Origin of the sequence: Streptomyces sp. NBC_01410 (assembly GCF_045040195.1) — a bacterium.
Classification (GTDB): Bacteria; Actinomycetota; Actinomycetes; order Streptomycetales; family Streptomycetaceae; genus Streptomyces.
Map to the genome: position 1 here is coordinate 7,659,750 of NZ_CP109530.1, position 26,627 is coordinate 7,686,376.

Sequence of the window (26,627 nt, forward strand, 5' to 3'; positions counted from 1 at the left end):
ACGCCTCAGGAAACGGTCGGCGCTCCCGCCAGCTCATCCGGCCCGACGTTGTGGCCCAGCAGGTGCAGCGGGCTCGCCGTCACCCCGGCACGTTCCACGGCCTCTCAGTAGGCGACGGCCGCTGACCGTCCACCAGGCCGTGCACCAGCGGCAGTTCGGGATCCGCCGCGTGCAACAGGGACTCGACCCGGCAGGAAGCCAGGGTTCCCTCCAGCCACGGGCGATGCTCGGAGCGGTTGACTGGATCCGTGAGCGGAACAGACGCCGTCAGTCGGGAGCTATTTCCAGAATCGGAGAGAGTCTCTCAATGGGCGCCGAACTCGTCGTGAAATTGCGAATGAACAATTTGGCGCGAATTTCCTCGCCTCCAAGCTCTGTGTCCAAGTCATCCCCCGGGATGTTGGACCAAGTCCATTCCATAGCCTCTCGAACCGAAGCTGGCCTCCAGCGAATCACTCCATGATTCGCGAGGTGGTCGTGATCAGAGTCGTCCCACTCCCACCATTGCGCCCAGTCCTCGAACTCGAAGCCCGAGCGGATCTCTTCAGGCGTGAACGTCTCAATGGCCTTTACGGTCAACGTCCAGCGGTTTTGCGCGTCTCGCGACGCGGTCACTGTTGGATTGATGAGATCCATCGCGACATCCTCCGAACTTGAGTTGGTCTGCTCAAACGAAATCGTTCTATCGAGCCTGCTGACCTGTGTTCCACGTTACACCTGGGGTAGGTGGCAAGCGAGCCGGAGAAACTCTTGTGGCGTTATATCGCTCAACCATTCAGGCGGCTTGGTCCGTCGGTCAGTACCGGACGAGTTGGGGGTGCGGCACTTGACCTGACGCGCTACCAGCAACTGCCTCAAACCCTGCAAGACCGCGCCCTGTTCGGGTCGCCTCGCACGGCACATCGGGCACCGTCCACCTCAACAGCGCCGTGGACGCCCGCGCCGAGGTTCACCTTGTGTCGCCGCACCCATCGTCGGTGGGGGCCTTGAGCCAGCGGGTGGCCGAGGTGGCAGGGAGTGCGGCGAGGCAGATGATCAGGGCAGCCAGTGGCACCTGGTCCAGGCCGAACGCGGCCACCGCCCAACCGCCCACGACGGCGCCGGAGGCGATGCCCGCGTTGACCGCGGAAGCACCCAGGGTTGCGGCGAGATCCCCGCCCGCGCCGGCCAGTGAGATCATCCGCACCGGGGTGATCATGCTGTCACCGAAGAACAGCGAAGCGCCGAAGATGCCCAACGCGACCAGCACGGCGGCGGCTCGGCGGCCCCGCTGTGAGCTCCACCGCCGCAGCAGCGTGATCAGCGCCATGCTGCCGCCCTCGCCGTCGTTGTCGGCGCGCATCGCCAGCAGCACATAGGTGACCAGGACGATGATTACCACCGACCAGAACACGAGCGACACCACCCCGTAGACGTTTTCCGTGGTGACCGGGACGGGGTGCGGGTCGCTCGGGTTGAACACGGTCTGGAGGGTGTAGATCGGGCTGGTCCCGATGTCGCCGAAGACCACGCCGAGAGCACCGATCACCAGCGCGAGACGCGCACCGTGTCCTGCCCGCTCGGACCACGAGCCTCCGGCGGCCGCGATGCGGCTCCACCGCCCGATGCGGTCCCGTGCCGGCGATCGGCCATGGTGATCCTCCTCGGCACGGCTGCTGCGCTGCAGGCCAGATGCATTAGGGCGGACGATACCGATCCCCCTGCGTAACTGTCCGTAGGTACGCGCCGATTCGTTCGAGCGGCGTCACCGCGGCCGGCCCCACGCGGCTTCGTCGCTACGGCTCGCTCGGTGGCGTCCCCGGAACAGCCTGGTCAGAGGTGGGAAACCGGTGGGAGATATCGGGAGGGAGTACGTAAATCTCCCTGCAGCGTGAGTGAGTTACACGAAGGGCGTCTGACGGGCATGAGGCCAGGTCAGACGCCATTCTCGTGCGTCTAGAAGAACCCCAGCTTCTTCGGCGAATAGCTCACCAGCAGGTTCTTCGTCTCCTGGTGGTACATGCCTTACACCTCACCTGACCAGCAGAAACAAACGAATCTGTCTCGAACGAGGGGATGATGGCCCGGAATTGGCCCGGATCTTGGTCTACTCGGAGGTCCCGGCTGACCGGTGCGTCGATGAGGCCTCGGCCGGGCAGGTCCAGCGAGCGCCGCTCGACCCCGGCGCTCTCAACGAGGATCGCGACGTTGTTGTGTGTTGCGCGGTGGAGTGCCCGGACGTGGAGTTCGTGTACCAGTGCGTGTCCTGTCGGTGATAGTCGTCCAGTCGTACGAGATCCCGTGGCCTCGGACCTTACGTACGGCCCGAGGCCACCGGGGTGTGGAGACGGCTTCTATTGCGACGGAGCCACCCGGACGCCGCCAAGGAGAAGGGTGATGAAGCGGGCCACGTCGGTCCAGCGGTCGAAGTATTCGAGACCCGGGACGTCCACCGGCGTTCTGTCTCACGGTGCGGCAGGTGTCTGGTCGGCAGTCCTCGCCAACCAGCTCTCGGTGCGCGCTGCGCCGAAGCTGATGAGGCCGGCAGCCGCGGCGAGTGCGATACCGGTCCACGATGGCGATGAGGTGTCCAACAGGTCTGCCAGGAAGGGTACGTAGAGTGCGGCAGCGCCCAGCCCCGCCGCAGTCAGCACAGCTGCGGGCAGAAACAGATTTTGGCGCGTGAACAGTCGCTCCCGCAGCCCCAGAGCGACGCCGAGCTGGGCGGCCAGCAGGGCGATGAACAGGACGGTCTGCCACGGGTCGCCGGAGTGCCGGACCCAGAGGCTGGCAGCGAGGCTGGCTGCAGTGACCAGGACCGACAGCCGCAGTACCCGCTGCCAGAGCCCGTCGCCGAGTACGTGCTGCTGCGGCGGGCGCGGCGCGCGTCGCATGGCGTGGGGTGAGACCGGTTCGGCGCCCATGGCGACCCCTGTCAGACCATGAGTGAGCAGGTTGATCCACAGAATCTGACCTGCTCGCAGAGGCAATGCGAGTCCGAGCATCGGGCCAATGAGCATAACGAGGATTTCCGCGGCACCGCCGGCCAGCGCATAGACCAGGAACCGGCGGATGTTGGCGTAGACACGGCGGCCCTCTTCCACGGCCGAGATCACAGAGGTCAGTTCATCGTCGGCGAGGACCAGATCGGCAGCTTGGCGGGCAACTTCGGTTCCCCGGCGGCCCATCGCCACGCCGATGTCGGCCTGCCGCAGGGCGGGGCCGTCGTTGACGCCGTCGCCGGTCATCGCGGTGACCTCTCCGCGAGCGCGCCACGCTTGGACGATGTCCAGTTTCTGTTGAGGCGTGGTACGAGCGAAAACCCTGACCTGGGTGGGGTCCGGGATCTGTCCTGCGGCCAGCTCTTTGCCGGTGGCCACGCGGCTCGGCATGGTGGCGTCAGCTCCCGTGAGGATACCGACCCTTTCCGCGATCGCACGGGCTGTCGCTGGGTGGTCTCCAGTGATGAGAACCGGAGTGATCCCGGCACGGCGGCAGGCTTGCACGGTCGCCGTGGCTGCTTCTTTGGGCGGGTCGCTGATGGCTGTCAGTCCCAGCAGTCGCAAGCCGCTTTCCGACTCCTCGATCGGGACAGGAATACGGGCGGACGAACCTGACGCTATGGCCAGGACGCGGTAGCCCTCGGCGGACAGGGCGGCGGCCTCCATACGCGCATGCTCCAGTGACGCGGGACTTTCGTTCACAAGCGCGGCGTCCAGCACCATTTCAGGTGCGCCCTTGAGGTAGATCTCGATCGTTCCCGAGGGCGTGCGGTGGATGGTGGTCATACGTTTGCGGAGGCTGTCGAACGGCACCTCGTCGACGCGGGGATGAGTTCGCACCAACTCGTCGGGTGTGCAGCCCACTTTGGCGGCGGCGGTCAGCAGGGCGGCCTCGGTTGGATCACCCAGCGGGGTCCATTGCGCGTCTGCTTCCCCGGGCGGAATCAGCGACGCGTCGTTGCACAACGCCGCTGCGATGAGCACTTCTCGTACGGCATCCCTGGTGGCGGGTTCTGGATGTCGGCCGGTCGTGAGAATTTCACCAACGGGTTCGTATCCCGCGCCCGTCAGGGTCACCGTGCCGTGGGCGGCGGTCCATACTCGTTCGACGACCATGCGGCCTTCGGTGAGGGTGCCTGTCTTGTCCGTGGCCAGTACGGTGACCGATCCCAGGGTCTCCACTGCGGACAGGCGGCGAACCACGGCGTTGCGAGCGGCCATCCGCCGCGCGCCCAGCGCCAGGCCGAGGGTGACGACGGCCGGTAGTGACTCCGGGACGGCTGCCACGACGAGGCTGATGGCCGTTACCGCCATCGTCTCCCAGGACTGGCCGCGCACCAGTCCCAGGACGAGCACGAGGAGGCACAGCCCTACAGTGACCAGGGCCAGTACCCGGCCGAGTCCGGCCAGGCGCTTTTGGAGCGGGGTCTGTTGCTGTCGGGGGTGCAGCGAGGCGGCGATCATGCCGAGGGCGCTGCGCGGCCCGGTGGCGGTGACGGTGGCGACAGCGCGGCCACGCAGTACGACGGTTCCCGCCTGTAGTTGTCCCGTGTGTGGATCCGTTCCGTGGACGTCCTTGTCGACCGGTACGGATTCGCCGGTCAGCGCCGACTCGTCGATCAGAAGGGCAGCGGCCTGCGTGAGCACGGCGTCAGCGGGGACGATGTCGCCCTCACCGAGTACCAGCACGTCGCCCGGGACGACGGCTGACGAGGTCACCTCCTGTTCCGTCCCGCCGCGCAGTACTCGTGCGGCAGGCGCGGTCATGGCGGAGAGGGCAGCGACCGCATTGTCGGCGCGCACCTCCTGCACCACCCCGACGGTGGTGTTGAAGAGCACGACCACACAGATGACGACTGCGTCGGCGTAGTCCCCGGTCGCCACGGTCAGTGCCACGGCCGCCAGCAGCACGATGATCAGCGGGTCACGAAGCTGAGCGAAGATTCGGGACCGAAGCGATATCCTGCGCTGTTCGCTGAGCTCGTTGGGACCGCACTCCGCCAGCAGCTGGGATGCCTGCTCCTGACTGAGACCTGTCGCCCGGGCGGCCCCCGAAAGGGGTGCGGACGTAAGGGGCATGGTGACTCCGGTTGCTTCAAGGTGCTCATGGTCTTACGGGCCTGGCTCAGTGGGCGCTGGGTGCGTTGGCCGCGTCAGTTGGGAGCTGGGGTGCATCGGCGTCATGTCTCCGACATCACGGACCAACGCCGGGGCGCTCAGCTGTTCCAGTTCCATTCGCTGACTTCGGGAAGATCGGTGCCGTGCTCACGAATCCAGGCGTGGTGGCGCAGACGGATGTCCGCCATCTCTTGTCGGACTGTGGCGGCGCGTACCGCCAGCCCGGGGACGCGGTCGATGACATCCATGACGAGCCGGTACCGGTCGAGGTCGTTGCGCACGACCATGTCGAAGGGCGTGGTGGTAGTGCCTTCCTCCTTGTAGCCGCGCACATGCAGGTTGGCGTGCCCGGTGCGCCGGTAGGCCAGGCGGTGGATCAGCCACGGGTATCCGTGGTACGCGAAGATGACGGGCTTGTCGGAGGTGAACAGCGCGTCGAACTCCGCGTCCGGCATGCCGTGCGGGTGCTCCTCCTTGGGGAGCAGCCGAGCCAGGTCCACGACGTTGACGACGCGTACGGCCAGGTGGGGCAGGTGCCGGCGGAGCAACTGAGCGGCGGCCAGGATTTCCAGGGTGGGGACGTCGCCCGCGCAGCCGAGGACGACATCGGGCTCCCCGCTCTCATTCTCTGCGCCTGCCCAGTCCCAGATTCCGGCACCGCGGGCACAGTGTCCGCGGGCCTGCTCAAGGGTCAGCCAGTCGAAGCAGGGCTGCTTTCCGGCGACGACGACATTGACGTAGTCGCGGGAGCGCAGCACATGATCGGCCACCGACAGCAGGGTGTTGGCGTCCGGTGGCAGGTAGACCCGCACGACCTCGGGTGACTTGTTGAGGACGTGGTCGATGAAGCCGGGGTCCTGGTGGGAGAAGCCGTTGCTGTCCTGCCGCCATACGTGCGAGGTGAGCAGGTAGTTCAGTGAGGGGATGGGGCGGCGCCAGGGCAAGCGCCTTGAGGTGCGCAGCCACTTGATGTGCTGGTTGACCATGGAGTCGACGATGTGGACGAACGCCTCGTAGCAGGAGAACAGCCCGTGGCGGCCGGTGAGGAGATAGCCCTCCAGCCAGCCCTGGCAGGTGTGTTCGGAAAGGATCTCCATCACCCGACCGTGGCGGTCCAGGTGTTCGTCGACCTCCAGGGTCCGCGCCTGCCATGCCTTGCCCGTCGCTCCGTACACGGCCTGCAGACGATTCGAGGCCGTCTCGTCCGGCCCCACCAGACGGAAGTCCCGACGCTCTGCGGTGTTCTCCATGACCCCCTCCAACAGGTCGCCCAGGACCCGGGTGGGCTCGTGCAGGGTCGTACCGGGCTTGTCGACCGGAACGGCGTACCGTTCCAGCGGCGGGATCGGCAGGTCCTGTACGAGCAGGCCGCCGTTGGCGTGCACGCTGGCCCCGAGACGGCGAGGGCCGGCGGGCACACACTCCAGCACCCGCTCGCGCGGGCGGCCGCGATCGTCGAAGAGTTCCGCCGGCCGGTAGGAGTGCAGCCACTCCTCCAACTGCCTGAGGTGGTCCGGGTTCTCGCGTACGGAGGACAGCGGCACCTGATGCGCGCGCCATGTGCCTTCCACCTGTACGCCGTCGACCTCGGCCGGCCCGGTCCATCCCTTGGGCGTGCGCAGCAGGATCATCGGCCAGCGCATGCGTTCGGTGACGCCCTGTTCGCGGGCGCCGTGCTGGATGGCGCTGATGCGATCGAGTGCCGTGTCCATGGCGCGTGCCATGGCGCTGTGCACCTGAAGTGCATCATCACCTTCGACATGCAGCGGGTCATGGCCCAGGCCCCGGAGAAAGTCGTCGAGTTCGTCCCTGGGCAGTCGCGCAAGCACGGTCGGGTTGGCGATCTTGTACCCGTTCAAGTGCAGGATTGGCAGGACCGCTCCGTCGTGGACCGGGTCGAGGAACTTGTTGGAGTGCCAGGACGCGGCCAGCGGACCGGTCTCCGCCTCGCCGTCGCCGATAACAGAGGCGACCAGCAGACCGGGGTTGTCCAGGGCGGCGCCGTAGGCATGAGAGAGCGAGTACCCCAATTCACCCCCCTCGTGGATCGATCCCGGAGTCTCCGGGGCCACATGGCTGGGCACCCCGCCCGGGAAGGAGAACTGACGGAACAGGCGCGCCATACCCTCCGCGTCCCGGCTCACGTCCGGGTAGGTCTCGGAATACGTGCCCTCCAGCCAGGAGTTGGCCAGGACGGCCGGTCCTCCATGGCCGGGGCCCCAGACACAGATGGTGTCCTTCCCATGGTCCCTGGCCACCCGGTTGAGGTGCGTGTACACGAGATTCAGACCGGGCGAGGTGCCCCAGTGGCCCAGCAGCCGAGGCTTGATGTGCTCCGGCTTCAATGGCTCACGGAGCAGAGGATTGGCCATCAGGTAGATCTGCCCGACGGCCAGGTAGTTTGCGGCCCTCCAATGCGCGTCCAACGCCGCCAGCTCTGCTTCATCGAGGTAGTTGGCTGATCCCTGGTGAATGTCGGGCATTTCGTGCTCCTCTACGGGGGTCGAGCGGAGATTTCGGCACGGTCCGTCGGTACCGGCAGGCGGCCGTTGGGCCCGATGTGCTCGGCTCATCTCCCAACGTGGCGGGGTCGGTGGTCAGGGCGGAGAGCAGTGCTGAACCGGGCAGCACGACGACGCAGGAGACGGCTGTGGCCTACCGCGCCCCGCGGCTCGGCAATTGGCGTCGGCCGCCAGCGGTAGAAGATCCGCTTACCTACCTCGATCAGGGCGAGGTAGCAGATCACCATGGCGACAAGCGCGACGAAGAAGCCAAGCGGAAGCGGTTGGAACCCGAGCCTGGCGGCCAGCGGTGTAGCGGGCAGAAGGACTCCTACGCTGACAACTCCGAGGGCGGCCAGGGTCAACGGGAGGCTGGGGTGACTTCGCCAGAACGGGATACGGCGGGTGCGGATGGCGAAGATCACCAGGGTCTGGGTGGCGAGAGACTCGACGAACCACCCGGTCCGGAACTGGGCGGGTCCGGAATGGAAGACCCACAGCATGACGCCGAATGTCGCGAAGTCGAACACCGAACTGAGCGGACCGAAGAAGATCATGAAACGGCGGATGAACCTGATGTCCCAATGCGAAGGACGGCGCAATTGCGCCTCGTCGACACGGTCGGTGGGAATGGCGAGCTGGCTGGTGTCATAGAGCAGGTTGTTGAGCAGGATCTGCGACGGCAGCATCGGCAGGAAGCCGAGGAACAGCGAGGCGCCGGCGGCGCTGAACATGTTGCCGAAGTTGCTGGACGTTCCCATGAGCACGTACTTGATGGTGTTGGCGAAGATCCGACGGCCGCCGACGACTCCGTCCGCGAGGACATCAAGATCCTTTTCGAGCAGGATGACGTCAGCCGCGCCTTTGGCGACGTCGGTGGCCGAGTCGACGGAAATACCCACGTCAGCTGCGTGCAGTGCGAGCGCGTCGTTGACACCGTCGCCGAGGAAAGCGACGTCGTGACCGGTGGTGCGCTGGACACGCACGATGCGGGCCTTGTGTTGCGGACTGACGCGGGCGAATACCGTGGTGTGTGCGATCGCCGCTCTGAGCCGGGCATCGTCCATGGCGTCGAGGTCGGTACCGGTAATCGTGCCAGAACTGGTGAGACCGAGGTCATGGCAGACCCTGACGGCGACGGCCGGGTTGTCTCCGGTGACGATTTTGACTGTGACACCGAGCCCGGCCAACCGGAGCAGCGCCGCTGCGGCGTCGGGTTTGGGCGGATCGAGGAAGACCAGCAGCCCGGCCAGTTCCAGGCCGTGTTCGTCGGCAGCGGCGGGCCGGACCAGTCCTGGGGCGGATCGGGTGGCCACAGCGACCACACGGTTGCCGGCGGCGAACTCCGTAGCCAGCAGCGTGCGAGCCTGCTCGGGTACGTTCTCGCACCGTTCCAGGACGCTCTCCGGAGCCCCCTTGGTGACCAGGACAGTCCCACCCATCGCGTCGCGGACCACGGTGGAGAACATGCGCCGCTCGTGATCGAACGGCAGCATGCCGACTCGCTGGTACACGTTCGCGTCCGCGTCTTCCGGCTGCGCGGTGGCGGCCTCCCACAGTGCCGTGTCCAGCGGATTGCCGCCCAGGATCTGGCTGCCGTCAGCATCGACGTCGGTGCACAGCAGTCCCCACTTCAGCACCTGCCCCGGGCTCTGGCGGCCCGCGGGCAGGGCCCTCTTGAATTCGATGCGGCCCTGCGTCAGCGTGCCGGTCTTGTCGGTGAACAGCACATCGACATCGCCCAGATCCTCGATGCACACCAGTCGCTTGACCAGCACTTTCTGGCGGCTCATCCGCCGCGAGCCGGCGGCCAGACTGGAGGAGACCACCGCAGGCAGTAGCTGGGGAGTGATTCCGACAGCGATGGCCAGCGAGAACAGCAGTGAGTCGATGAGCGGCTTGTGCAGCACTACGTTGATCACGAAGATCGACGTGGTCAGCGTGCCGGCCACGTACACGAGCAGCATGGAGAACCGGCGCAGCCCCCGTTGGAACTCGGTCTCCAACTGATGACCGCTCAGTCCGGCCGCGATCTTCCCGAACTCGGTCGCCGTACCGGTGGCGACCACTACAGCCCGGGCGCTTCCTGCGTGCACCACCGTGCCCATCAGCGCGCAGCAGGAGAGCTCGGCCAATGCCACGCCGACAGAGACGGCAGCGGTGTCCTTGGGGACGGGCAGTGACTCGCCGGTCAGTACTGACTCACCGCATTCCAGACCGGTTACCTCCAGCAGACGCAGATCGGCAGGCACGATGTCGCCCAGCCTGAGTTCCACCACGTCGCCAGGCACCAGGGCCGTGACGTCCACCGCGGTAACGCGTCCGCCGCGTATCACCACGGCCTGATGGCTGATCTGTCCGTGGAGGGCTTCGGCGGCTTTCTCCGCGCGGTACTCGTTCACGAAGCCGAGCCCGACCGACAGTGTCAAGATCACACCGATGATCACCGCATCGCTGTGGCGGCCGACGACATACGAGATGGTCGCGGCAGCGAACAGGAGTCCCAGCAGCGGTGATCGCATCTGCCGCCACAGCACGGGCAGTACCCGGGCCTTGTGTGACGCGACCGCATTCGGTCCCCATTGCCGCAACCGGTCAGCAGCTGCTTCCGCCGAGAGGCCTTCCCTGGTCGACACCAGCTCGCGCAGGACCTCGTGGACCGGCAGGCAAGCCGACGAGCTGATGTCGTGGACGCCGGTAGTCTGCGTCGTTGCGGGGAAGGAGCTCACCACAATCGACCACTGTCGGCATTTTTCCCGGTCACGCAATAGGCGCGTAAGGGGTTGATGCCGAGGAGAAGCGATCGGCGTGTGACGCAGAATGCACGGGCTGCGTCCGCCCGTTGGACAGCTTCGCCTGTACCGCCGGCCCCTTCACGCATCACTCCGCCTCCTCGGTGCAGAGTGACTGATCTGCTGCCGGGGGCTGGGGCCTCACTATGCAGCCTACAGGCGAGTACCGACCCTGTGTGGTGCGGGCAATGCCCGCACGGACCGGTGTGGAGAACTCGGTGACAAGGCGCGCACCGGGCCGCTTGCCGCCCGTACAGCGTGACGATCATGGACACGAACTCCCGCCCTATGGTGTTGATCCTCGGCAGTCGCCATGCGCCATCACTTCAGTGGGTGAGGGCTCACGGGCGTGGTGCCCGCCATCTCAGCCTGTGCCGTATTCGAGTTCAGGGGCGAGGGCCGAACGGCCTCTCCAAGGGGCCCACCGGCCCTGTCAGAGCGACTCGATGGCGTCATCGAGCGTCGCAGGGCTGATGGGTTCGTGCCCCGCAGCATGCTGGACGGCTTCGTGAACGCGGGTTCTTTGACGGCATGGATTCATCTTGGTACGCGTGGATGCGTGCAGACCGATCCGTCCGGGGCAGGCTGGAGGAGCCAAAGGCAATGTGCCGGCGGCCTTAGGGAGCCGAAGTGGGCGAGGACACGGATGCCGAGGGGGATTCCGGGGCGGCGGCATCGCAGCTGCGGCTGGACGAGCTGCTGAACGACCCGCAGTCGCAGGCAGTCCTTGCGTGCTCGCCCCGGGATCGCGTAGATCCGCTGCTGGAGGCGGTTCTGGCCGTCGGCAGCGACCTGGACCTTGGTGTTGTACTGCAGCAGATAGTGCAGTCCGCAGCCGACCTGGTTGATGCTCGGTACGGGGCCCTGGGCGTGATTGGTGAGGAAAATGGGCTCAGCCAGTTCATCACGGTCGGCATGGACGACGAGACCATCGAGCAGATCGGGCCCTATCCGCAGGGCCGGGGCATCCTGGGGCTCCTGATCCGTGAACCGCACTCGCTGCGGCTGGTCGACCTGGGCGAGCAGCCCGATGCATCCGGCTTCCCGGCCGGCCATCCACCGATGCGGACCTTCCTCGGTGCCCCCGTCCGGGTGCGTGAGAAGGTGTTCGGCAACCTGTACCTGACCGAGAAGCGGGGCGGGGCCGAGTTCGGCGCCGATGACGAAGCGGTGCTGGTCACCCTGGCCGTGGCAGCCGGGGTGGCAATCGACAATGCTCGGTTGTACGACGCCGTCCAGCGTCGGGAGCGCTGGCTGATGGCCAGCGGCGAACTGACCCGTGCCCTGCTGTCCGGCGTTGAACCCGCGGAGGTACTGAGGAACTTCACCGCCACCGTCCTCGAGATGGCCGACGCCGACGTGGTCACCCTCGCCGTGCCCGTTCCTCGCACCGGCAATCTGGTGATCGAGGCCGCCGCCGGAACGGACGCGAATCGTGCCCTTGGACTGGTGTTGTCGCACACCACCTTGGCCGGGAAGGTCTACAGCTCAGGCGAGACGATCACCACCCAGGACTGGAACGCCGACCCCCGCGCCGAACGGGACACCGCTTCCACGACCCTGGGACCGGTCTTCCTGGTCCCCCTCGGTAGGCCCGAACATGTGCGCGGTGTCCTGCAAGTCGCCCGCCACTGCGGCCGTCCCGCGTTCTCCGACGCGGCCGTGGCCATGATCGCCGGATTCGCCAACCATGCCGCTCTTGCCCTGGAGATCGCCGGACATCGGCACGACGCCGAACGCCTCCTCGTTCTGACCGACCGTGACCGCATCGCCCGCGATCTGCACGACCTGGCCATTCAGCGCCTGTTCGCCAGCGGTCTGAGCCTGCAGTCCACCCTCGCCCAGGTTGCCGACCGGCCGCGGGTCGCCGAGCGCATTGCACGAGTCGTGGATGACCTCGACGACACCATCAAGGTCATCCGCTCCACCATTTACGGATTGCAACAGCGCGGTCGCCCCGAGGACACCGGGCTGCGCTCCCGCCTGGTGGCCGAATCGAACCGGGCATCCGAGGCGTTGGGATTCGCACCTGCGCTGCGCATGACCGGGCTGCTGGACACCCTGGTCCCACAAGCCATGGCAGACCACCTACTTGCAGTGCTCCGCGAAGCCCTCGCAAACGCCGCCCGGCACGCCGATGCCACCGAGGTGGAGATCACCGCCCTGGTAACCTCGGCGCGCCTTACGCTGCGGGTGACCGACAACGGCCGGGGTACTGCCCCCGCGCGCGCCCACCGCAGCGGCCTGGCCAACCTCCACACCCGCGCCGAGGAACTCGGAGGAGCTCTGGTCCTTGCGCCCAATCAGCCCACTGGCAGTGTCGTGGACTGGAGCGTTCCCCTTTCGGCCGACGAGTGACCCCGCCCCGGACAGCGCGGCGCGAAGAAGTGCACGGTACCCCGTGAGCGCTCAGTCTCCGCCCGTCGTAGGCCGGGCTCGGCGCCCGATGGACCGTCGACACCTCCCCGCACGGCGGCACGCGCCTGACGTGGCAGATACCGGGCGTCCCTGGGTGAAGGCTCTCTCCCGGACTGACGAGTGCCTTCCTCCGCTTCAACGGTCCCGCCGAACGGGGGCCTGCGGAACGGCCTGCGTGACCATGACCGCAGCCTGGATGCGCCGCTCGACGCCCAGCTTGGCGAGCAGGCGGGAGACGTTGTTCTTGACGGTCTTCTCCGCGAGGTAAAGCCGTTTGCCGATCTGGGAGTTGGTCATTCCCTCGCCGATGAGATCGAGGATCTCCCGTTCGCGGGCGGAGAGCCCGGACAGTGCGCCTGCTTCGGTGTTCTGCGGAGAGTCGTCGCCGCGGAGGCTACTCATCAGACGGGTCGTGGTCGCTGGGTCGAGCATCGACTGGCCGGAGGAGACGGTGCGGACCGCGACAACAAGCGCAGACCCTTTGATCTCCTTCAGCACATAGCCTGCGGCCCCCGCCATGATCGCGTCGAGGAGTGCGTCGTCGTCGTCGAAAGAGGTCAGCATCAGACATGCCAGGTCCGGCATCCTCGACCGCAGTTCTCGGCAGACCGTGATCCCGTCGCCGTCCGGCAGCCGCACATCCAGCACGGCGACGTCAGGACGCAGCGCCGGACCTCTGGCAAGAGCCTGTTCTGTTGTCCCCGCCTCACCGACGACTTCGATATCGGGCTCCGCGTCGAGCAGGTCGCTCACCCCGCGCCGCACGACCTCGTGGTCGTCGAGCAGGAATACGCGAATCGGCTTCCGCGGTGAAGTTTCCAGGTCCTCGGTCATTGTTTGTCCTCCACACTGTCACGAGCACCTTGCCCTGTGGTTCCATCCTTAGTCCGTCGCCATGGGCCGCGCCAGGGCCGGAAATGGGCCCCCGCGTATCTCGCCACGGGAGCCGCACCCGACGGGCGGTCACCTGGACCGGGGCTTGGTCTCAGGCGTGGGGCACTACGGCCACCGGGCAGGCAGCGTGATGAATCACGCCGTGAGCCACAGACCCCAGATGCATTCCAAGGGGGGATGTTCGCTCGCGTCGGCCGATGACCAGCATCGGCGCATCGGCAGCCGCTTCGACCAGGTGGGCGACGGCCTGCCCCGAAACGCTGCTGGCACGGACGGCAACGTCAGGGCTCTTTTCGCGCCACGGCTCCAGGACCGTGCTCAGCGCGTACTCACGTTCCCTGACCAGCCCGGAATCGTCGATGAGCGTGCCCCCACCGGCGGCGATCGCGTACGACGACGGCAAGGTGTAGCCGTGTACGACGTGCAGGCCCACGCCGCGCACGAGGGCCGCTTCGAAGGCGAATTCGATCACCTCGTCGCAGGAATGGGTGAGGTCGATGCCGGCCACAACGTCGGAGCTGTGGGGAGCGTCGGTCGGCCGGAGTACGTCGGGAGATGAGTGTGCCCCGGTATGCCTGTCGGATCGTACGAGTACGACCGGCCGCGGAGCATGGGCGACCACTCTGAGTGCTACGGAGCCGGTCACGAATCCGGCCATTCCGCTCAGGCCGCGGGAGCCGAGGACGAGTACCTCGGCGTTCTCGGCCGCTGCCAGGAGCGCGGCGACGGGCGAGTCCGATATCTGCTCGTGGGTCGTCCGAAGCCCAGAGTGGCTGCTACGGAGCTGTTCCACGGCCGTACGCAGGATACGACCGGCCCAATGACGCTGAGTCTCACTGGTCGGGACGGAAGCCGAGGGGGCGGGAGACCATTCCCAGGCGTGTACGAGATGGAGCGGAACGCTGCGGAGCACGGACTCTGTGGCTGCCCAGCGCGCGGCAGCCAGGCTCTCGGGAGAGCCGTCGATCCCGACAATCACGGCACGAGCCATGAGTAGTACCTCCTGCTTGGTCTGTTGTGTTCCTGACAGCAGCTTCACCCGCGCCGAGCAAATGGGGCAGGGGCCGCCAGGCCCCCTCTGCGGTCCGAAAGGCCCCTCCCGAGGGGCACGCTCGCGACCGAAGGCGGAATCGGGTGGAGGCCCTGCTCTCCGGCCGACGGAAGGTGGACCGTCATGGCGCGCAGTGTGGTTGTTGGAGTTGACGGATCGTCATGCAGCGCTGGGCCGCGGACTGGACGGCTCGGGAAGCTACTCTTCGCGGCTGCCGTAGCGGGTCGTCCATGTTTCCCCGTGGTCCAGGGCCGACCTTGCGGACCTCTGGCCGTATCGCCCCGAGGCGCTGCCCGGGTGTCCCGCCGCCGCGATCACCTGCCGGTGTCCCCGACTGCGGGTCGAGGCCGTACGGCTGACAGGCTGTTCCGTTCCGGAGCTGACCGCGGAGACTGGTCCCTGTGGTTCGCGGCAATATCGAGGCGCCGATGTCCGCCCCGACGAGGTTGCACTGGGGCGTCGATGCTCGCGACCCGGCGGATGTGGCGGGCTGTTTCGCGTTCGAAGCGGCTCGGCGCCGGTCGGCCCGCGTGCGTGCGGTGCACGCCTGGGAGCTGCCCTGTCCGGCCGACGGCTGGATGCCGTTCGCGGTCCCGGAAGCGGACCGGGCGACCTGGGAGGACGAGCAGGTGCAGATGCTGTCCGACGTCCTGCGCCCGTGGCGGGAGAAGTACCCGCAAATACCGGTCCTGAAGGACGTGCTGCGGTTCACGGCTGCTGCCTTGGTTCGGGAGTCGATGCGGACGGAACTGCTCGTGGTGGGTCGGCGGAGCCCGGCACTCGGCCCGGTCGTCGATGTTGTGCGCCACGGAAGGTGTCCCTTCGCTGTCGTGCCCTCATAGCGGTGTCCAAAGTCAGTGTCCCGGGAGAGGCAGAAGGTACGTCTCTCCGGGCTTCACCGAGATCGAACGGTCGGTGAGTTCGATGTCGATCGGCGACAGGTCCGAGTCAGGGACCGTGATCTCGAGCTGGCCGGGGCGCATCCGGAAGTGCACGCCCAGGTGCCCTCGGTAACGGAGGGTGAAGCCGTAGGTGGAGAGTTCCGGCAGGGGGACGGGGTCCAGCCCAAGCGCGTCGTCGAGTGTCTGCAGTCCGGACAGGCCGCGTTGCACCAGGTCGAGGGTACCGGCCATGGCTCCGAGGTGGATTCCTTCGCCCGTGGTTCCGCCCTGGAGGTCGGCGATGTCTCCTTCGAGGGCTTCCTTGCAGTACGCCCAGGCCTGCTCGGGTCGGCCCCGGGCCAGGACCCATCCGTGGACGAGCCCGCTCAGGGTGGAGCCGTGGCTGGTACGGCGCAAGTAGTAGTCGACGGTGCGCTGCCACAGGGCGTCGTCCATGTCGTGTCCCAGCCGGCTGAAGAGGGAGCGGAGTTCGCCCGGCGGGAAGAGGTAGCCGAGCATGAGCACGTCGGCCTGTTTGGATGCCCGGTATCCGTTGACCGTGTCGCCTTCGGCCTCCAGGATCCGGTCGAGCCGGCGGATATCCCCGTAGCGGACCCGGTAGGCGTCCCAGGCGAGTTCCTTGAGGTTGCCGTACCCCTGGAACTGGCTGATGACACCGTCGTGGAAGGGCACGTGGAGTAGGCGGGAGATGTCCTCCCAGCGGTCAAGCTCCCGGGCCTCCAGACCGGTGCGCTCGGACAGCTCGCGACGGCGCGGTTCCGGCAGCGACTCCAGGACGTCGAGGGTGCGGGCGAGTACCCAGGCGGCGGTGACATTGGTGTAGGCGTTGTCGTCCAGGCCCGGTGTGGCAGCGCCGGGATAGGCGTCGTGGTACTCGTCGGGTCCCACCACTGCGCGGATCCGGTAGCGGCCAAGGGCCGCATCGTAGGTGGCGGCATCCGACCAGAAACGTGAGATCTGCAGCAGCATCTCGGCTCCCTTGGTGTGCAGGAACTGGGTGTCACCGCTCGCCCTGCAGTACTGCCACACGTTGTATGCGATGGCGGATCCGACATGGTGCTGGAGCCGCGAATGATCGGGCAGCCAGCGCCCGGAGCGGGGGTTGAGGTGCAGTTCCTGGGTCTCCTCACGGCCGTCGCTGCCGCTCTGCCAGGGATACATGGCGCCTGCTCGTCCCGCCTCGCGAGCCCCGTGGCAGGCCTGGTCGAGTCGCCGGTGGCGGTAGGTGAGCAGGGCCCGGGACACCTCGGGGAAGTGCAGGTTCAGGTAAGGGAGGACGAACAGTTCGTCCCAGAAGACATGGCCCCGGTAGGCCTCGCCGTGCAGGCCTCGGGCCGGGACACCCACATCAAGGTCTGCAGTGTGCGGCGAGAGCGTCTGCAGCACGTGGAAGAGATGGAGCCGCAGAATGCGGCCGGCCTCACCGGGTACCTGAATGTCGGCCCTCTGCCACAGCTGCTGCCATGCCGCTTGATGCGAGAGCAGCAGCTCATGGAAACGGGGCGCGGTATTCACCCGGTCGACTGCGGCCCCCAGCGGGTCGCTGATCGCCGGATCCCGCGACGTGTGCAGGGCAACCGTCTTGTCGGCCGTCACTGTGCGATCGGCCGTGAGCGTCAGGCGGAGTATCTGTGCGGCACGCGCCGGCTCGTGGTCGGTGGGCACGGGGCGCATAGGCCCTTCGACGGTGATGCGGGCCGCCATCGCGATACGGATGTCCGAGGTGCTGGTTCGGCAGGCCAGCCACACGGTGTCGGCGCCGGAGTTGCCCCGGCTGATGCCGGACAGATGGTGGCCGTCCAATTGCCGGTAGCGGGCGACACCGTTGTTGGTGACCGTCCCGTCTATAGCGGACTCGACCTCGATCTCACCGGTCCACCCCTGCGCGGTGAACTCCGTTCGCAGGGCTGCCAGATGGGGGTCTGCCATATGAACAAAACGCAGCTGGCGTACGGAGAGCCGACGCCCCCGCGGATCTTCGTACGTCGCGGTGCGTGCCAGCGTGCCGGTGCGCAGGTCGAGCGTTTGATGATGGTCCACCAGCGCGGTGCTGTCCGGGGTGAACCAGCCATTCGTAGCGGCGCTGTCGTCACCGTCGTCGCGGATGCGGAATCGCAGGGGCAGCCAGTTGGGCAGGTTGACCATGTCCTCGTTCTCGATCTGCCGTCCGGCCACCGTTGATGTCAGCCGGTTGTAGCAGCCCGCGGCGTAGGTGCCTGGGTAGTGCGCGGTGTCCGCCGGGCATTCCGGAGTGGCGCCGCGGGTGGCGAAGTAGCCGTTGCCGAGAGCGCAGAGCGACTCTCTGAGGCGTTCCTCGGCGGGGTCGTAGCCGTCGTACTCCCAGGTCCAGTCCCGCATGGTCAGTCCTCGGTTCCGGGCGAGAGCAGTTCGGCGAGGTCGCGCACCACCAAGTCCGCGCCGTGCCGCAGCAGGTCAGCCGCGGTGTCGGGTCCGGCGGCGCGGTCTACCCCGATGACCAGGCCGAATCCGCCACGTCGGCCTGCCTGGACGCCTGCCAAGGCGTCCTCGACGACCGCGGTGCGGGCGACCGGGACGTTCAGCCTGCGGGCGGCCTCCACGAACAGAGCCGGGTCCGGTTTGCCGGGCAGGCGCAGGCGAGCGGCCTCTTCGCCGTCCACGAGCTCGGCGAAGAGGCCCAGGACCCCGGCGCGAGTGAGAACCTCACGGGCGTGGTGGGACGCGGAGGCCGCCGCGAGCGGTATGCCCTCGTTGTGCAGGGCGTGCAGCAGACGCACGGACCCCGGGTAGGCGTCGATGCCAGGGCCGCGCAGCCGTTCGCTGTAGAGCTGTTCTTTCAGGGCCGCCACTGCGACGACCGTGCCGGTCCCCGGCGGGTCCCCGGGGGTGCCCGTCGGCACCGGCACCCCGCGGTTCATCAAGAAGGACTTGGCGCCGTCCAGCCGGGACTTGCCGTCGACATAGCGCAGATAGTCCCGCTGGAGGTCGAACGGCACGCGTTGTCGACCGTCTTCGGGCGGGTGGTCACGCAGACAGGCGTCGAAGGCTGTCTTCCAGGCGGCCGCGTGGACCTGGGCTGAGTCGGTGATCACCCCGTCGGTGTCGAGGACCACGGCCTCGATGGCCCGCAGCTCGAGCACAAGGCCGCTGCGGGCGGTTCCGTGGCGCCGGGCGGACGCGGTCACAGTCGTTCAGCGCCCAGGCGCCCGTGCGTGGAGTCATTTGCGAGCAGATGAGCCAGTGTTGCGGGTGATGCGAGGTCGTTGATGGCAACGACCTCGATCGGTGAGGCGTCGGAGTCGGCCTTGTCCGGCGCGGCGCGCAGATAGGTGCGGCCGACCTGGCCTAACCCGTTGATTCCTATGCGTACGGTCATGTGCGATCCACTCTCTTCAGCCGTGGAGCGAGTCCCGACGGCGCGGACACCCGGGGTAGCGCGTCGCGCTACCCCGGTCGACGGTCAGAGCAGCCAGCAGTTGCGGCGTACGAACGGGAGTTCCTGCCAGACCTTGCCGAGCCCCCAGGTACGGCCCGCGGCGGCAACGGCGAGAACGATAAGGATCACCGCGTACATGACGTGGTAGTCGATGACCGGGTTCGACGACATGCTGGGGGCTCCGTCGGAGAGGCGCTTGGCCGGCGGCCATTCCGCCGCCCACATCAGCGCCATCATCACGGTGCCTGCGGCAGCGGCGAGCCGTAGTGCGATGCCGGACACGAGAGCGGCCCCGATGCCCAGCAGACCCAGCATGAACAGCCAGTTGGCCCAGGTGTCGCCGGCCCAGGAATGGAAGGTCGACTCCAGCGGTCCGACGCCGACGCCGCCGAGGAATCCCTTCGTCGGCGAGCCGCCGTTGATCCAGGCTCGGGCGGAGGGTGTGGCGTAGCCCCATCCGAAGGCCTTGTCGAAGAACGCCCAGAGGAACACGAAACCGATCAGAACGCGGGCGGCGGCGGCAGCGCGGGCAAGGGCGCCGGTCACGGACCGGGGCTGCGCGCCGTCGCCGGCTCGGGTCGTCCCGGCTCGATGCCACGACGGAATACGGATACCGGTGTGCCGACGCGGAGGAAGGTGAACGACCATGCCTGGCAGTACCTTTCACGAGTGAGCGCGATGAGCGGTGTGCGTGCTCAATGTCCCGCTGGGGCCGGTGAGTACGCTGCGGCCGAACGGCCCTGCCGCACGGCCGAACGGCACCGTGGCGGCAGACCTGTTGGGGCGATCCGGCTCGGCCGTTGCGGTCCCGGCTGTCAGCTCCGGGCAGGACGCCTGAGATGCGTCGCGAAATCTGTATCGGGCGGCGGGCGCGGGGGCCAGTCACGGCCGGTTTGGGCGGACTTGCGCGATCACTTGCATGCGACCGCGACTCGGGAGAAGCGGCCGACCGGGCGAGGGGATTTCCGTGACCGTGAGCGGATCCGCTCCTGGGCGCAGGCCATCGCCCGCGAGCTGGTGGCGCTCCCCCCCACGTGCGGGCGACGTTTGCCCGACGAGGGGAGACGCCGGGCGTAGCCCCGACTGCGTAGGGGCCCGAGCGCGGTGCAGGGATCGTTCCCGGCTCGGCGGTGGTCGGTACAGCGTGGAACAGGGCCGAGAGGACCCGGGCCAGGGACGATCGGCCCAGGCACCGCCGGTCTCTCCTCTGTAATCGTCTACCTCACGAAGTCAGCAAGTCCGTTGCGAATACTGACCGCGGCGGCACCACCGGGAGGCGACCATGCCTGGCACCATCACCGTTGGACTGGACGGAACAGACCACGCCCTCGCCGCCGCGGACTGGGCGGCGCACGAGGCGGCGCGCCGGGGGATGGACCTGCGCCTGGTGCACGCCTGGGTGTGGCGCGGCACCGACACGGTGTACATCGGGGACCGTGCTATGGAGGAGCGGTGGGTGCGCAACGTGCTGAACGAGGCGGAAGCCCGCGTGGCCAAGGTGTACCCGGACCTGAACGTCACTACCGAGCTGCTGGTCGATGACCCCGTACCGACGCTCGTCGCCGAAGCCGCGCGGGCCGAGATGCTGGTGCTGGGCTCTCGCGGCTACGGCACGCTGACCGGCTATCTGGTCGGTTCTGTGTCTCTGCAGGTGCTGCGCAAGGCGACCGGGCCGGTCGTCATGGTGCGCGGGCCGAGGCATACCACAGTGCAACAGCGCTTCGACGAGGTCGTCGTCGGCGTCCAGGGAGCAGAGGAAGCCGGCGGACCAGTCCTCGAGTTCGCCTTCGCGGCCGCCGCCGAACGCGGAGCGACGCTTCGAGCTGTACGCGCCTGGAGCATCCCGTCGGTCCTGTCCTGGAGTCCGGGATCGATGTGGCTGGCCGATCAGGCGGGTGGCTTGGAGCCGCTGCACAAGGAGATCCTGGCCGACGCCCTGGGGCCCTGGCGCCAGAAGTACCCCGATGTGGATGTCATCGAGCATGTCGAGATCGGCGCAGCCTCGGAGGTTCTGCTGTCCAACAGCGGCCGCGCGAGCCTCGTGGTCGTCGGACGCCGCACCCACGACACGGGCCTGCGCCGTCTTGGCTCAGTTACCCATGCTGTTCTCCACCACGCGCCCGGTGCGGTCGCGGTCGTACCGCACCCCTGACACCGCGGGCATGGGACCACGCGCCCTGCTACACCGCAACCGCCCTGGACGGGTCCGTCCAGGGCGGTTCGGTTTGGGCCGCGGCCGGCCAGTCGTGGGCCACCACGGCGACGGGCGACGCGGCGTGTTCGATGACGGCATGGGCGACATGGCCGATGTGCGGGCCGCAGCGGACCGCGCCGGATGCGACCGGCCGACCACCACCAGATCGGCGCCCTCGGCGGCCGCCGACAGCTGCCGCGTAGCAGAACCCGGGACCGGCTCCTCGACCACGTCCACCGTGTGGAACTTCTGCCGCCACGGCAGCAGCATGTCGCAGTGCGCCTGAGCCACCTGGGCACTGATGTTGTCCTGCAGTCCGGGATCGAACACGGGCAGGTAGGTGAAGGCCGAGGCGGAGATGCGTCACGAGCGAGACGTGAACTCTTCCTGCGACACGTCCGCATGCTCACCTTTGGCTCGCTGAGGCCGGGGAAAGACCCGGCGATATGGCGGCCCGTCGGTTCGCCGGGCCCGCTCCCGGGGTGTCCGGCTGTCGTTCTGTCGGCTGGTGGGGGAATGGCGGTCCCACCAAGTCACGTCCGGGGGGGCTGGGCACGGCCGCGACATCTGGGGTGCGCCTCAAGCCGGGACCAGTGGTCCCCCGGCGGGCACCTGATGGACCTCGCGTGTGGCGGGCGGTGCGGCGAGGCTGATGGGGCCGGTATGCCGGCGCTGTCACAGTGAAGGAGAGAGCCAAGATGCCTACGGCCCCCGCCCCCCATGCCCACGGGCGTATGCCCGTAGTCGCCGGAGTAAGCCAATCCGACGCAAGCAGAACAGGCCTTGCCTGGGCCTCGGACGAAGCCGCGCTGCGGCAACTGCCGCTGCGGCTGGTACACGCGCTGGAATGGCCGCCGGGAGCAGACCCCGACCCCCACGTCCCCCACCCGGAGCGCACCTGGAGCGCCCATTTCCGGTCCGGCGGAGAGGCGGTGCTGCGTGCGGCTGTGGAGTTCGTCTACGCACGCCATCCGGGCTTGGAAGTCGAGGCGCGTTCCGCTGACGGTCCGCGAGCCCGGGTGCTGGTGGAACAGGGTGCAGAGGCCGCTCTGTTGGTGGTGGGTGCGAAGCGGCTGAACGTGGCGGAGCAACTGTTCACCGTCTCCCCCCTTGGGGTCACCCTCACCGCCCATGCCGGGTGCCCGGTAGTGGTGGCCCGCGAACCCGAGCACGCCGTCGGCGAGCCGCCCCTGGTCGTCGTGGGGGTCGACGGGTCCGCCAATTCCCGCGATGCCATGGCGTTCGCCTTCGAAGAGGCCGCGGTGTCCGGGGCTCGACTGCGGGCGGTCATGGTGCGCTACGTGCATCGCGAGCGCGCGGTAGGCGGCGAGCGGGCCGATGTCGAGAATCGCTCCAGGACCGAGCTGTCGGAAGCGACAGCGGGCTGGCGGGAGAAGTACCCGGAGGTTGAGGTTGACTATCGGGTGAGGTATGGCCACCCGGCGCGGGCCTTGGCCCACACGGCCGCAAATGCGCGGTGCCTGGTGGTCGGGTCCCGCGGGCTCGGCGGCTTTCGCGGCATGCTGCTCGGCTCGGTGAGCCATGTGCTCCTCCATCAAGCGACCTGCCCTCTGATCGTGGTACCGCCGCGGGAAGGCATAGCCGCATACTGAACGTCCTACGGCGACTGGGGGCATCTCCCGGAGGCCGGGTGAGGCATGCTCAATCTGACGGGGCGGGGTCGTAACCTCCGGCAAGGAGTGGACCGACGACGGTGAGGTCTATGAAGTGCACTCCCCAAAACGACGCACGGCCAAGGCCACGCGGCCCGTGCCGATCCCGCCCTCCTTCGTGAGCACGCTGAGATCACACTTCGACCGGTTCGGCGTGGCGCCGGACGGCCGGCTGCCACGAGGCCTTACGACCTTCGGCACGCCGGGATCTCCTTCTGGCTGCACTCTGACGTGGACCCCGGCCGAATGCGCGCGCCGAGCCGGGCAGAGCATTGAGTCCTCTTCCGGCACCACGCCAAGTTCCCCAGGGCTGAGTGCCGGATCTGGTCCGCGACTGGTCCGCACCTGCTGGTCAGGGGTGGGGGCCGGTGGGAGGAGTTGGGATAGTCGACGCAATCCGGGCTGCTTTGTAATCGGATAGCGCAGAGGGCGCCTGACGGGCAGCAGCCCAGTTCAGGCGCCCTCTTCTTGGCCCTAGAAGAAGCCCAGCTTCTTCGGGGAGTACGACACCAGCAGGTTCTTCGTCTGCTGGTAGTGCTCCAGCATCATCTTGTGGTTCTCGCGGCCGATCCCCGACTGCTTGTAGCCGCCGAACGCCGCATGCGCCGGATACGCGTGGTAGCAGTTCGTCCAGACCCGGCCCGCCTGGATGGCGCGGCCCGCTCGGTAGGCGGTGTTGATGTCACGCGTCCATACGCCCGCGCCGAGTCCGTACAGCGTGTCGTTCGCCGTTTTGATCGCGTCGTCGAAGTCCGAGAAGGAGGTGACGGCGACGACCGGGCCGAAGATCTCCTCCTGGAAGACCCGCATACGGTTGTCGCCCTCGAAGATCGTGGGCTGGACGTAATAGCCCCCGGCCAACTCGCCTTCGTACTCGATGCGCTGACCACCCGTCAGGATCTTCGCGCCCTCCTGCTGGCCGATGTCCAGATAGGAAAGGATCTTCTGGAGCTGGTCGTTGGACGCCTGCGCGCCGATCATCGTGTCGGTGTCCAGGGGGTGGCCCGGCGCGATCTTCTCGGTGCGGGCGATGCCCGCCTCCAGGAATTCGCTGTAGTGGCCCCGCTGGATCAGCGCCCGCGAGGGGCATGTGCACACCTCGCCCTGGTTGAGGGCGAACATGGTGAAGCCTTCGAGTGCCTTGTCGCGGAAGTCGTCGTCGGCCGCCCAGACGTCGTCGAAGAAGATGTTCGGCGACTTGCCGCCGAGCTCCAGGGTGACCGGCCTGATGTTCTCGGAGGCGTACTGCATGATCAGCCGCCCCGTCGTGGTTTCTCCGGTGAACGCGATTTTCGCGACGCGCGGGCTGGAGGCGAGCGGCTTGCCCGCCTCCACGCCGAAGCCGTTGACGATGTTGACGACGCCCGGCGGCAGCAGGTCGGCCACCAGGCTCAGCCAGAAGTGGATGGAGGCCGGGGTCTGTTCGGCGGGTTTGAGCACCACAGCGTTGCCCGCCGCCAGCGCGGGCGCCAGCTTCCACACCGCCATCAGGATCGGGAAGTTCCAGGGAATGATCTGGCCGACCACGCCCAGCGGCTCGTGGAAGTGGTACGCGATCGTGTCGTCGTCGACCTCGCTGAGCGAGCCTTCCTGGGCTCGGAGCGCGCCCGCGAAATAGCGGAAGTGGTCGATGGCGAGCGGGATGTCGGCGGCCAGGGTCTCGCGGACCGGCTTGCCGTTCTCCCAGCTTTCGGCGACCGCCAGTTCCTCCAGATGAGCCTCCATCCGGTCGGCGATCTTCAGCAGGAGCGCGGAGCGGTCGCCCGCCGATGTGCGGCCCCAGGCGGGGGCCGCCGCGTGCGCCGCGTCCAGGGCGCGTTCGATGTCCTCGGCGGTGCCGCGCGCAATCTCGGTGAAGGGGCGGCCGTTGACCGGGCTCGGGTTCTCGAAGTACTGGCCGCGGGCCGGTGCGACGTACTCGCCGCCGATCCAGTGGTCGTAGCGGGACTGGTACGAGACGATCGCGCCGTCGCTGCCCGGCGCTGCGTATCGGGTCATCTCCAAGGCCTCCCGGTGAGGGTGCCGCCCGCCTTTGGACGGCGCTCGCCGCGAGGCTAGGGATCGGGAGGTTGCGACGACGTTGCACTCAGCCCGACTTGATCATGTCTGCGCATTTCTCGCCGATCATCATGGTCGTGATGCACGGATTGACCGCGGGCAGGAACGGCATCACCGACGCGTCGGCCACGCGCAGCCCGGTGACTCCCTTGACCCGCAGCTGAGGATCGAGCGGCGAGTCCGCGTCGTCCGCGGCGCCCATCCGCACGGTGCCCGCCGGATGGTAGACCGTGTTGTGGGTCTCGCGGATGTACGAGAACAACTCGTCGTCGCTCACCCGCGACGGCCCCGGCGCGAGTTCCGTGCCCGCCCACTCGGCCAGCGGGGCCTGGGCGGCGATCTCGCGGGCGAGCCGCAGGCCGTAGGTCATCACCCGGATGTCGTGCTCGTGCGTGAAGTAGCGCGGGTCGACCTTCGGCTTGTCCCGGAAGTCGCGGGTGCGCAGCCGGACCGTACCTGTGGACCGGGCGCGGGTGACATTCGGTGTGAGGCAGAAGGCGTTGTCGGAGGTCGGATAGCCGCGCCGGTAGGTGTTCATGTCGAACGGCACCGAGCCGTAGTGCAGCATCAGGTCCGGCCGGTCCAGGCCGGGCTCGGTGTCGGCGAGGATGCCGATCTCCCACCACTGCGTCGACGAGGTGACCATGGGCTGCTTCGCCTCCCACATGATCACGCCCTCGGGGTGGTCCTGGAGATGGGAACCGACGCCGGGGGAGTCGACCCGTACGTCCACGCCGCAGTCGCGCAGATGCCCGGCGGGTCCGATGCCCGACAGCATCAGCAGCTTGGGCGAGTCGATGGCCCCGCAGGAGACGATGACCTCGCGGCGGGCCGTGACCGACCCGCTGTGGATGGTGTCGGGTTCCAGGTACTCGACGCCGGTGCAGCGTCCCTGGTCGCCGAAGAGCAGCCGCCTGGCCTGGAGCCCGGTGCGTACTTCGAGGTTCGGCCGCTTGCCGAGAACGGGGTGGAGATAGGACACCGACGCGGACGAACGGGTGCCGTCGGGGCGTGCGTTGATCTGGAACCAGTTCGCGCCGCGTACCACCGTGGTGCCGGTGTTGAACGGCGTCGTGGGGATGCCCGCCGCCTCGCAGGCCGCGAGCAGCGCTCTCCCGCACGGGTCGTTCGGCGGTACGGTGCGGATGGCGACCGGGCCCGTCCGGCCGTGGTGCTCGCCGGGCGCGTCATTGGACTCCAGACGCTGGTAGAGCGGAAAACAGTCCTTGGCGCTCCAGCCCGTGCACCCCATCGCGCCCCACTCGTCCAGGTCCTCCGCCGGAGCCCAGAAGGCGATGCAGGAGTTGTGCGAGGAGCAGCCGCCGAGCACCCTGGCGCGGGCGTGCCGCAGGAAGCTGTTGCCGTTCTCCTGCGGCTCCACCGGATAGTCCCAGTCGTATCCCGACTCCAGCAGGGTCATCCACCGGTCGAGTCTGAGGATGTTGTCGTCGCCGACGTCGGTGGGCCCGGCCTCGATCACGCAGACGCTCGACCCCGGGTCTTCGCTCAGCCGCGCGGCGACCACGGCTCCGGCCGTGCCGCCGCCGACCACCACGTAGTCGAACTCGTGGGCGGGGCTCTGTGCGGACATCGCAGCTCCAGTATCGGCAGGCCAGGGTCGGGACGTCCG

General features: G+C 67.8%; 17 protein-coding genes and 2 pseudogenes. 5 read left to right on the forward strand and 14 right to left on the reverse strand.

What is annotated here, in order from left to right; all coding sequences use genetic code 11:
• Window positions 1-267 precede the first annotated feature (267 nt).
• The 5 genes from OG741_RS34855 to mgtA form a co-directional block, all read right to left on the reverse strand.
• Entirely contained in the window at window positions 268-636 is a 369-nt protein-coding gene (locus OG741_RS34855; protein ID WP_405604352.1) for a hypothetical protein, read from the reverse strand.
• Window positions 637-949: 313 nt separating this feature from the next.
• Window positions 950-1,528, reverse strand: coding sequence for a KUP/HAK/KT family potassium transporter (locus tag OG741_RS34860; protein WP_405604354.1), 579 nt, complete (start codon window positions 1,526-1,528; stop codon window positions 950-952).
• A 916-nt stretch (window positions 1,529-2,444) separates the two neighbouring features.
• The gene (locus OG741_RS34865; protein ID WP_405604356.1) at window positions 2,445-5,060 is read right to left on the reverse strand and encodes a cation-translocating P-type ATPase; all 2,616 of its coding nucleotides are present in this window, start codon (window positions 5,058-5,060) and stop codon (window positions 2,445-2,447) included.
• Between the two features lie 137 nt (window positions 5,061-5,197).
• Complete coding sequence (locus tag OG741_RS34870; protein ID WP_405604358.1) at window positions 5,198-7,582, reverse strand: phosphoketolase; 2,385 nt, start codon at window positions 7,580-7,582, stop codon at window positions 5,198-5,200.
• A gap of 86 nt (window positions 7,583-7,668) precedes the next feature.
• Complete coding sequence (mgtA, locus tag OG741_RS34875; protein WP_405604360.1) at window positions 7,669-10,332, reverse strand: magnesium-translocating P-type ATPase; 2,664 nt, start codon at window positions 10,330-10,332, stop codon at window positions 7,669-7,671.
• Between the two features lie 690 nt (window positions 10,333-11,022).
• Here mgtA and OG741_RS34880 point away from each other — a divergent pair.
• Complete coding sequence (locus tag OG741_RS34880; RefSeq protein WP_405604362.1) at window positions 11,023-12,750, forward strand: GAF domain-containing protein; 1,728 nt, start codon at window positions 11,023-11,025, stop codon at window positions 12,748-12,750.
• Window positions 12,751-12,945: 195 nt separating this feature from the next.
• Here OG741_RS34880 and OG741_RS34885 read toward each other — a convergent pair whose 3' ends face one another.
• The 3 genes and pseudogenes from OG741_RS34885 to OG741_RS34895 form a co-directional block, all read right to left on the reverse strand.
• Complete coding sequence (locus tag OG741_RS34885; protein WP_405604364.1) at window positions 12,946-13,644, reverse strand: response regulator; 699 nt, start codon at window positions 13,642-13,644, stop codon at window positions 12,946-12,948.
• Between the two features lie 151 nt (window positions 13,645-13,795).
• The gene (locus tag OG741_RS34890) at window positions 13,796-14,212 is read right to left on the reverse strand and encodes a universal stress protein (RefSeq protein WP_405605948.1); all 417 of its coding nucleotides are present in this window, start codon (window positions 14,210-14,212) and stop codon (window positions 13,796-13,798) included.
• Between the two features lie 87 nt (window positions 14,213-14,299).
• Window positions 14,300-14,695: pseudogene (locus OG741_RS34895) on the reverse strand (universal stress protein); the annotation flags it as partial.
• Between the two features lie 488 nt (window positions 14,696-15,183).
• On the opposite strand from OG741_RS34895, the gene OG741_RS34900 reads away from it, so the two are divergent.
• Window positions 15,184-15,597, forward strand: coding sequence for a universal stress protein (locus OG741_RS34900; RefSeq protein ID WP_405604366.1), 414 nt, complete (start codon window positions 15,184-15,186; stop codon window positions 15,595-15,597).
• 12 nt (window positions 15,598-15,609) lie between these two features.
• Here OG741_RS34900 and OG741_RS34905 read toward each other — a convergent pair whose 3' ends face one another.
• From OG741_RS34905 to OG741_RS34920, 4 genes and pseudogenes are all read right to left on the reverse strand, one after another.
• Window positions 15,610-18,015 carry a glycoside hydrolase family 65 protein gene (locus tag OG741_RS34905; RefSeq protein ID WP_405604368.1) on the reverse strand — a complete coding sequence of 802 codons (2,406 nt, stop codon included), beginning with the start codon at window positions 18,013-18,015 and terminating at the stop codon, window positions 15,610-15,612.
• Between the two features lie 2 nt (window positions 18,016-18,017).
• Window positions 18,018-18,821: an HAD family hydrolase gene (locus OG741_RS34910; RefSeq protein WP_405604370.1), complete on the reverse strand. Its 804-nt coding sequence runs from the start codon at window positions 18,819-18,821 to the stop codon at window positions 18,018-18,020.
• Window positions 18,821-19,012 (reverse strand): annotated as a pseudogene (locus OG741_RS34915) (glyceraldehyde 3-phosphate dehydrogenase NAD-binding domain-containing protein); the annotation flags it as partial. The pseudogene OG741_RS34915 and the gene OG741_RS34910, both read right to left, overlap by 1 nt.
• Window positions 19,013-19,096: 84 nt before the next feature.
• Window positions 19,097-19,720, reverse strand: a complete 624-nt coding sequence (locus OG741_RS34920) for a hypothetical protein (RefSeq protein WP_405604372.1) — start codon at window positions 19,718-19,720, stop codon at window positions 19,097-19,099.
• A gap of 634 nt (window positions 19,721-20,354) precedes the next feature.
• On the opposite strand from OG741_RS34920, the gene OG741_RS34925 reads away from it, so the two are divergent.
• From OG741_RS34925 to OG741_RS34935, 3 genes are all read left to right on the forward strand, one after another.
• Window positions 20,355-21,224: a universal stress protein gene (locus tag OG741_RS34925; protein ID WP_405604374.1), complete on the forward strand. Its 870-nt coding sequence runs from the start codon at window positions 20,355-20,357 to the stop codon at window positions 21,222-21,224.
• 124 nt (window positions 21,225-21,348) lie between these two features.
• A complete protein-coding gene (locus OG741_RS34930) occupies window positions 21,349-21,552 on the forward strand; it encodes a hypothetical protein (RefSeq protein ID WP_405604376.1) in 204 nt (67 codons plus the stop codon).
• A gap of 448 nt (window positions 21,553-22,000) precedes the next feature.
• Window positions 22,001-22,879 carry a universal stress protein gene (locus tag OG741_RS34935; RefSeq protein ID WP_405604378.1) on the forward strand — a complete coding sequence of 293 codons (879 nt, stop codon included), beginning with the start codon at window positions 22,001-22,003 and terminating at the stop codon, window positions 22,877-22,879.
• 534 nt (window positions 22,880-23,413) lie between these two features.
• On the opposite strand, the gene OG741_RS34940 is transcribed toward OG741_RS34935, so the two are convergent.
• Together OG741_RS34940 and OG741_RS34945 are read right to left on the reverse strand one after the other, a co-directional pair.
• Entirely contained in the window at window positions 23,414-24,937 is a 1,524-nt protein-coding gene (locus OG741_RS34940; RefSeq protein ID WP_405604380.1) for an aldehyde dehydrogenase family protein, read from the reverse strand.
• 88 nt (window positions 24,938-25,025) lie between these two features.
• Window positions 25,026-26,588 carry a GMC family oxidoreductase gene (locus tag OG741_RS34945; RefSeq protein WP_405604382.1) on the reverse strand — a complete coding sequence of 521 codons (1,563 nt, stop codon included), beginning with the start codon at window positions 26,586-26,588 and terminating at the stop codon, window positions 25,026-25,028.
• Window positions 26,589-26,627 lie beyond the last annotated feature (39 nt).

Excerpts from the sequence above, each read along its gene's own strand:
- OG741_RS34940 (WP_405604380.1), bottom strand. The coding sequence starts at position 24,937 with ATGACCCGATACGCAGCGCCGGGCAGCGACGGCGCGATCGTCTCGTAC.
- OG741_RS34855 (WP_405604352.1), bottom strand. The coding sequence starts at position 636 with ATGGATCTCATCAATCCAACAGTGACCGCGTCGCGAGACGCGCAAAAC.
- OG741_RS34925 (WP_405604374.1), top strand. The coding sequence starts at position 20,355 with ATGCCTGGCACCATCACCGTTGGACTGGACGGAACAGACCACGCCCTC.
- OG741_RS34935 (WP_405604378.1), top strand. The coding sequence starts at position 22,001 with ATGCCCGTAGTCGCCGGAGTAAGCCAATCCGACGCAAGCAGAACAGGC.
- OG741_RS34920 (WP_405604372.1), bottom strand. The coding sequence starts at position 19,720 with ATGGTCGTTCACCTTCCTCCGCGTCGGCACACCGGTATCCGTATTCCG.
- OG741_RS34900 (WP_405604366.1), top strand. The coding sequence starts at position 15,184 with ATGTCCGCCCCGACGAGGTTGCACTGGGGCGTCGATGCTCGCGACCCG.
- OG741_RS34945 (WP_405604382.1), bottom strand. The coding sequence starts at position 26,588 with ATGTCCGCACAGAGCCCCGCCCACGAGTTCGACTACGTGGTGGTCGGC.
- OG741_RS34870 (WP_405604358.1), bottom strand. The coding sequence starts at position 7,582 with ATGCCCGACATTCACCAGGGATCAGCCAACTACCTCGATGAAGCAGAG.
- OG741_RS34865 (WP_405604356.1), bottom strand. The coding sequence starts at position 5,060 with ATGCCCCTTACGTCCGCACCCCTTTCGGGGGCCGCCCGGGCGACAGGT.
- OG741_RS34905 (WP_405604368.1), bottom strand. The coding sequence starts at position 18,015 with ATGCGGGACTGGACCTGGGAGTACGACGGCTACGACCCCGCCGAGGAA.
- OG741_RS34885 (WP_405604364.1), bottom strand. The coding sequence starts at position 13,644 with ATGACCGAGGACCTGGAAACTTCACCGCGGAAGCCGATTCGCGTATTC.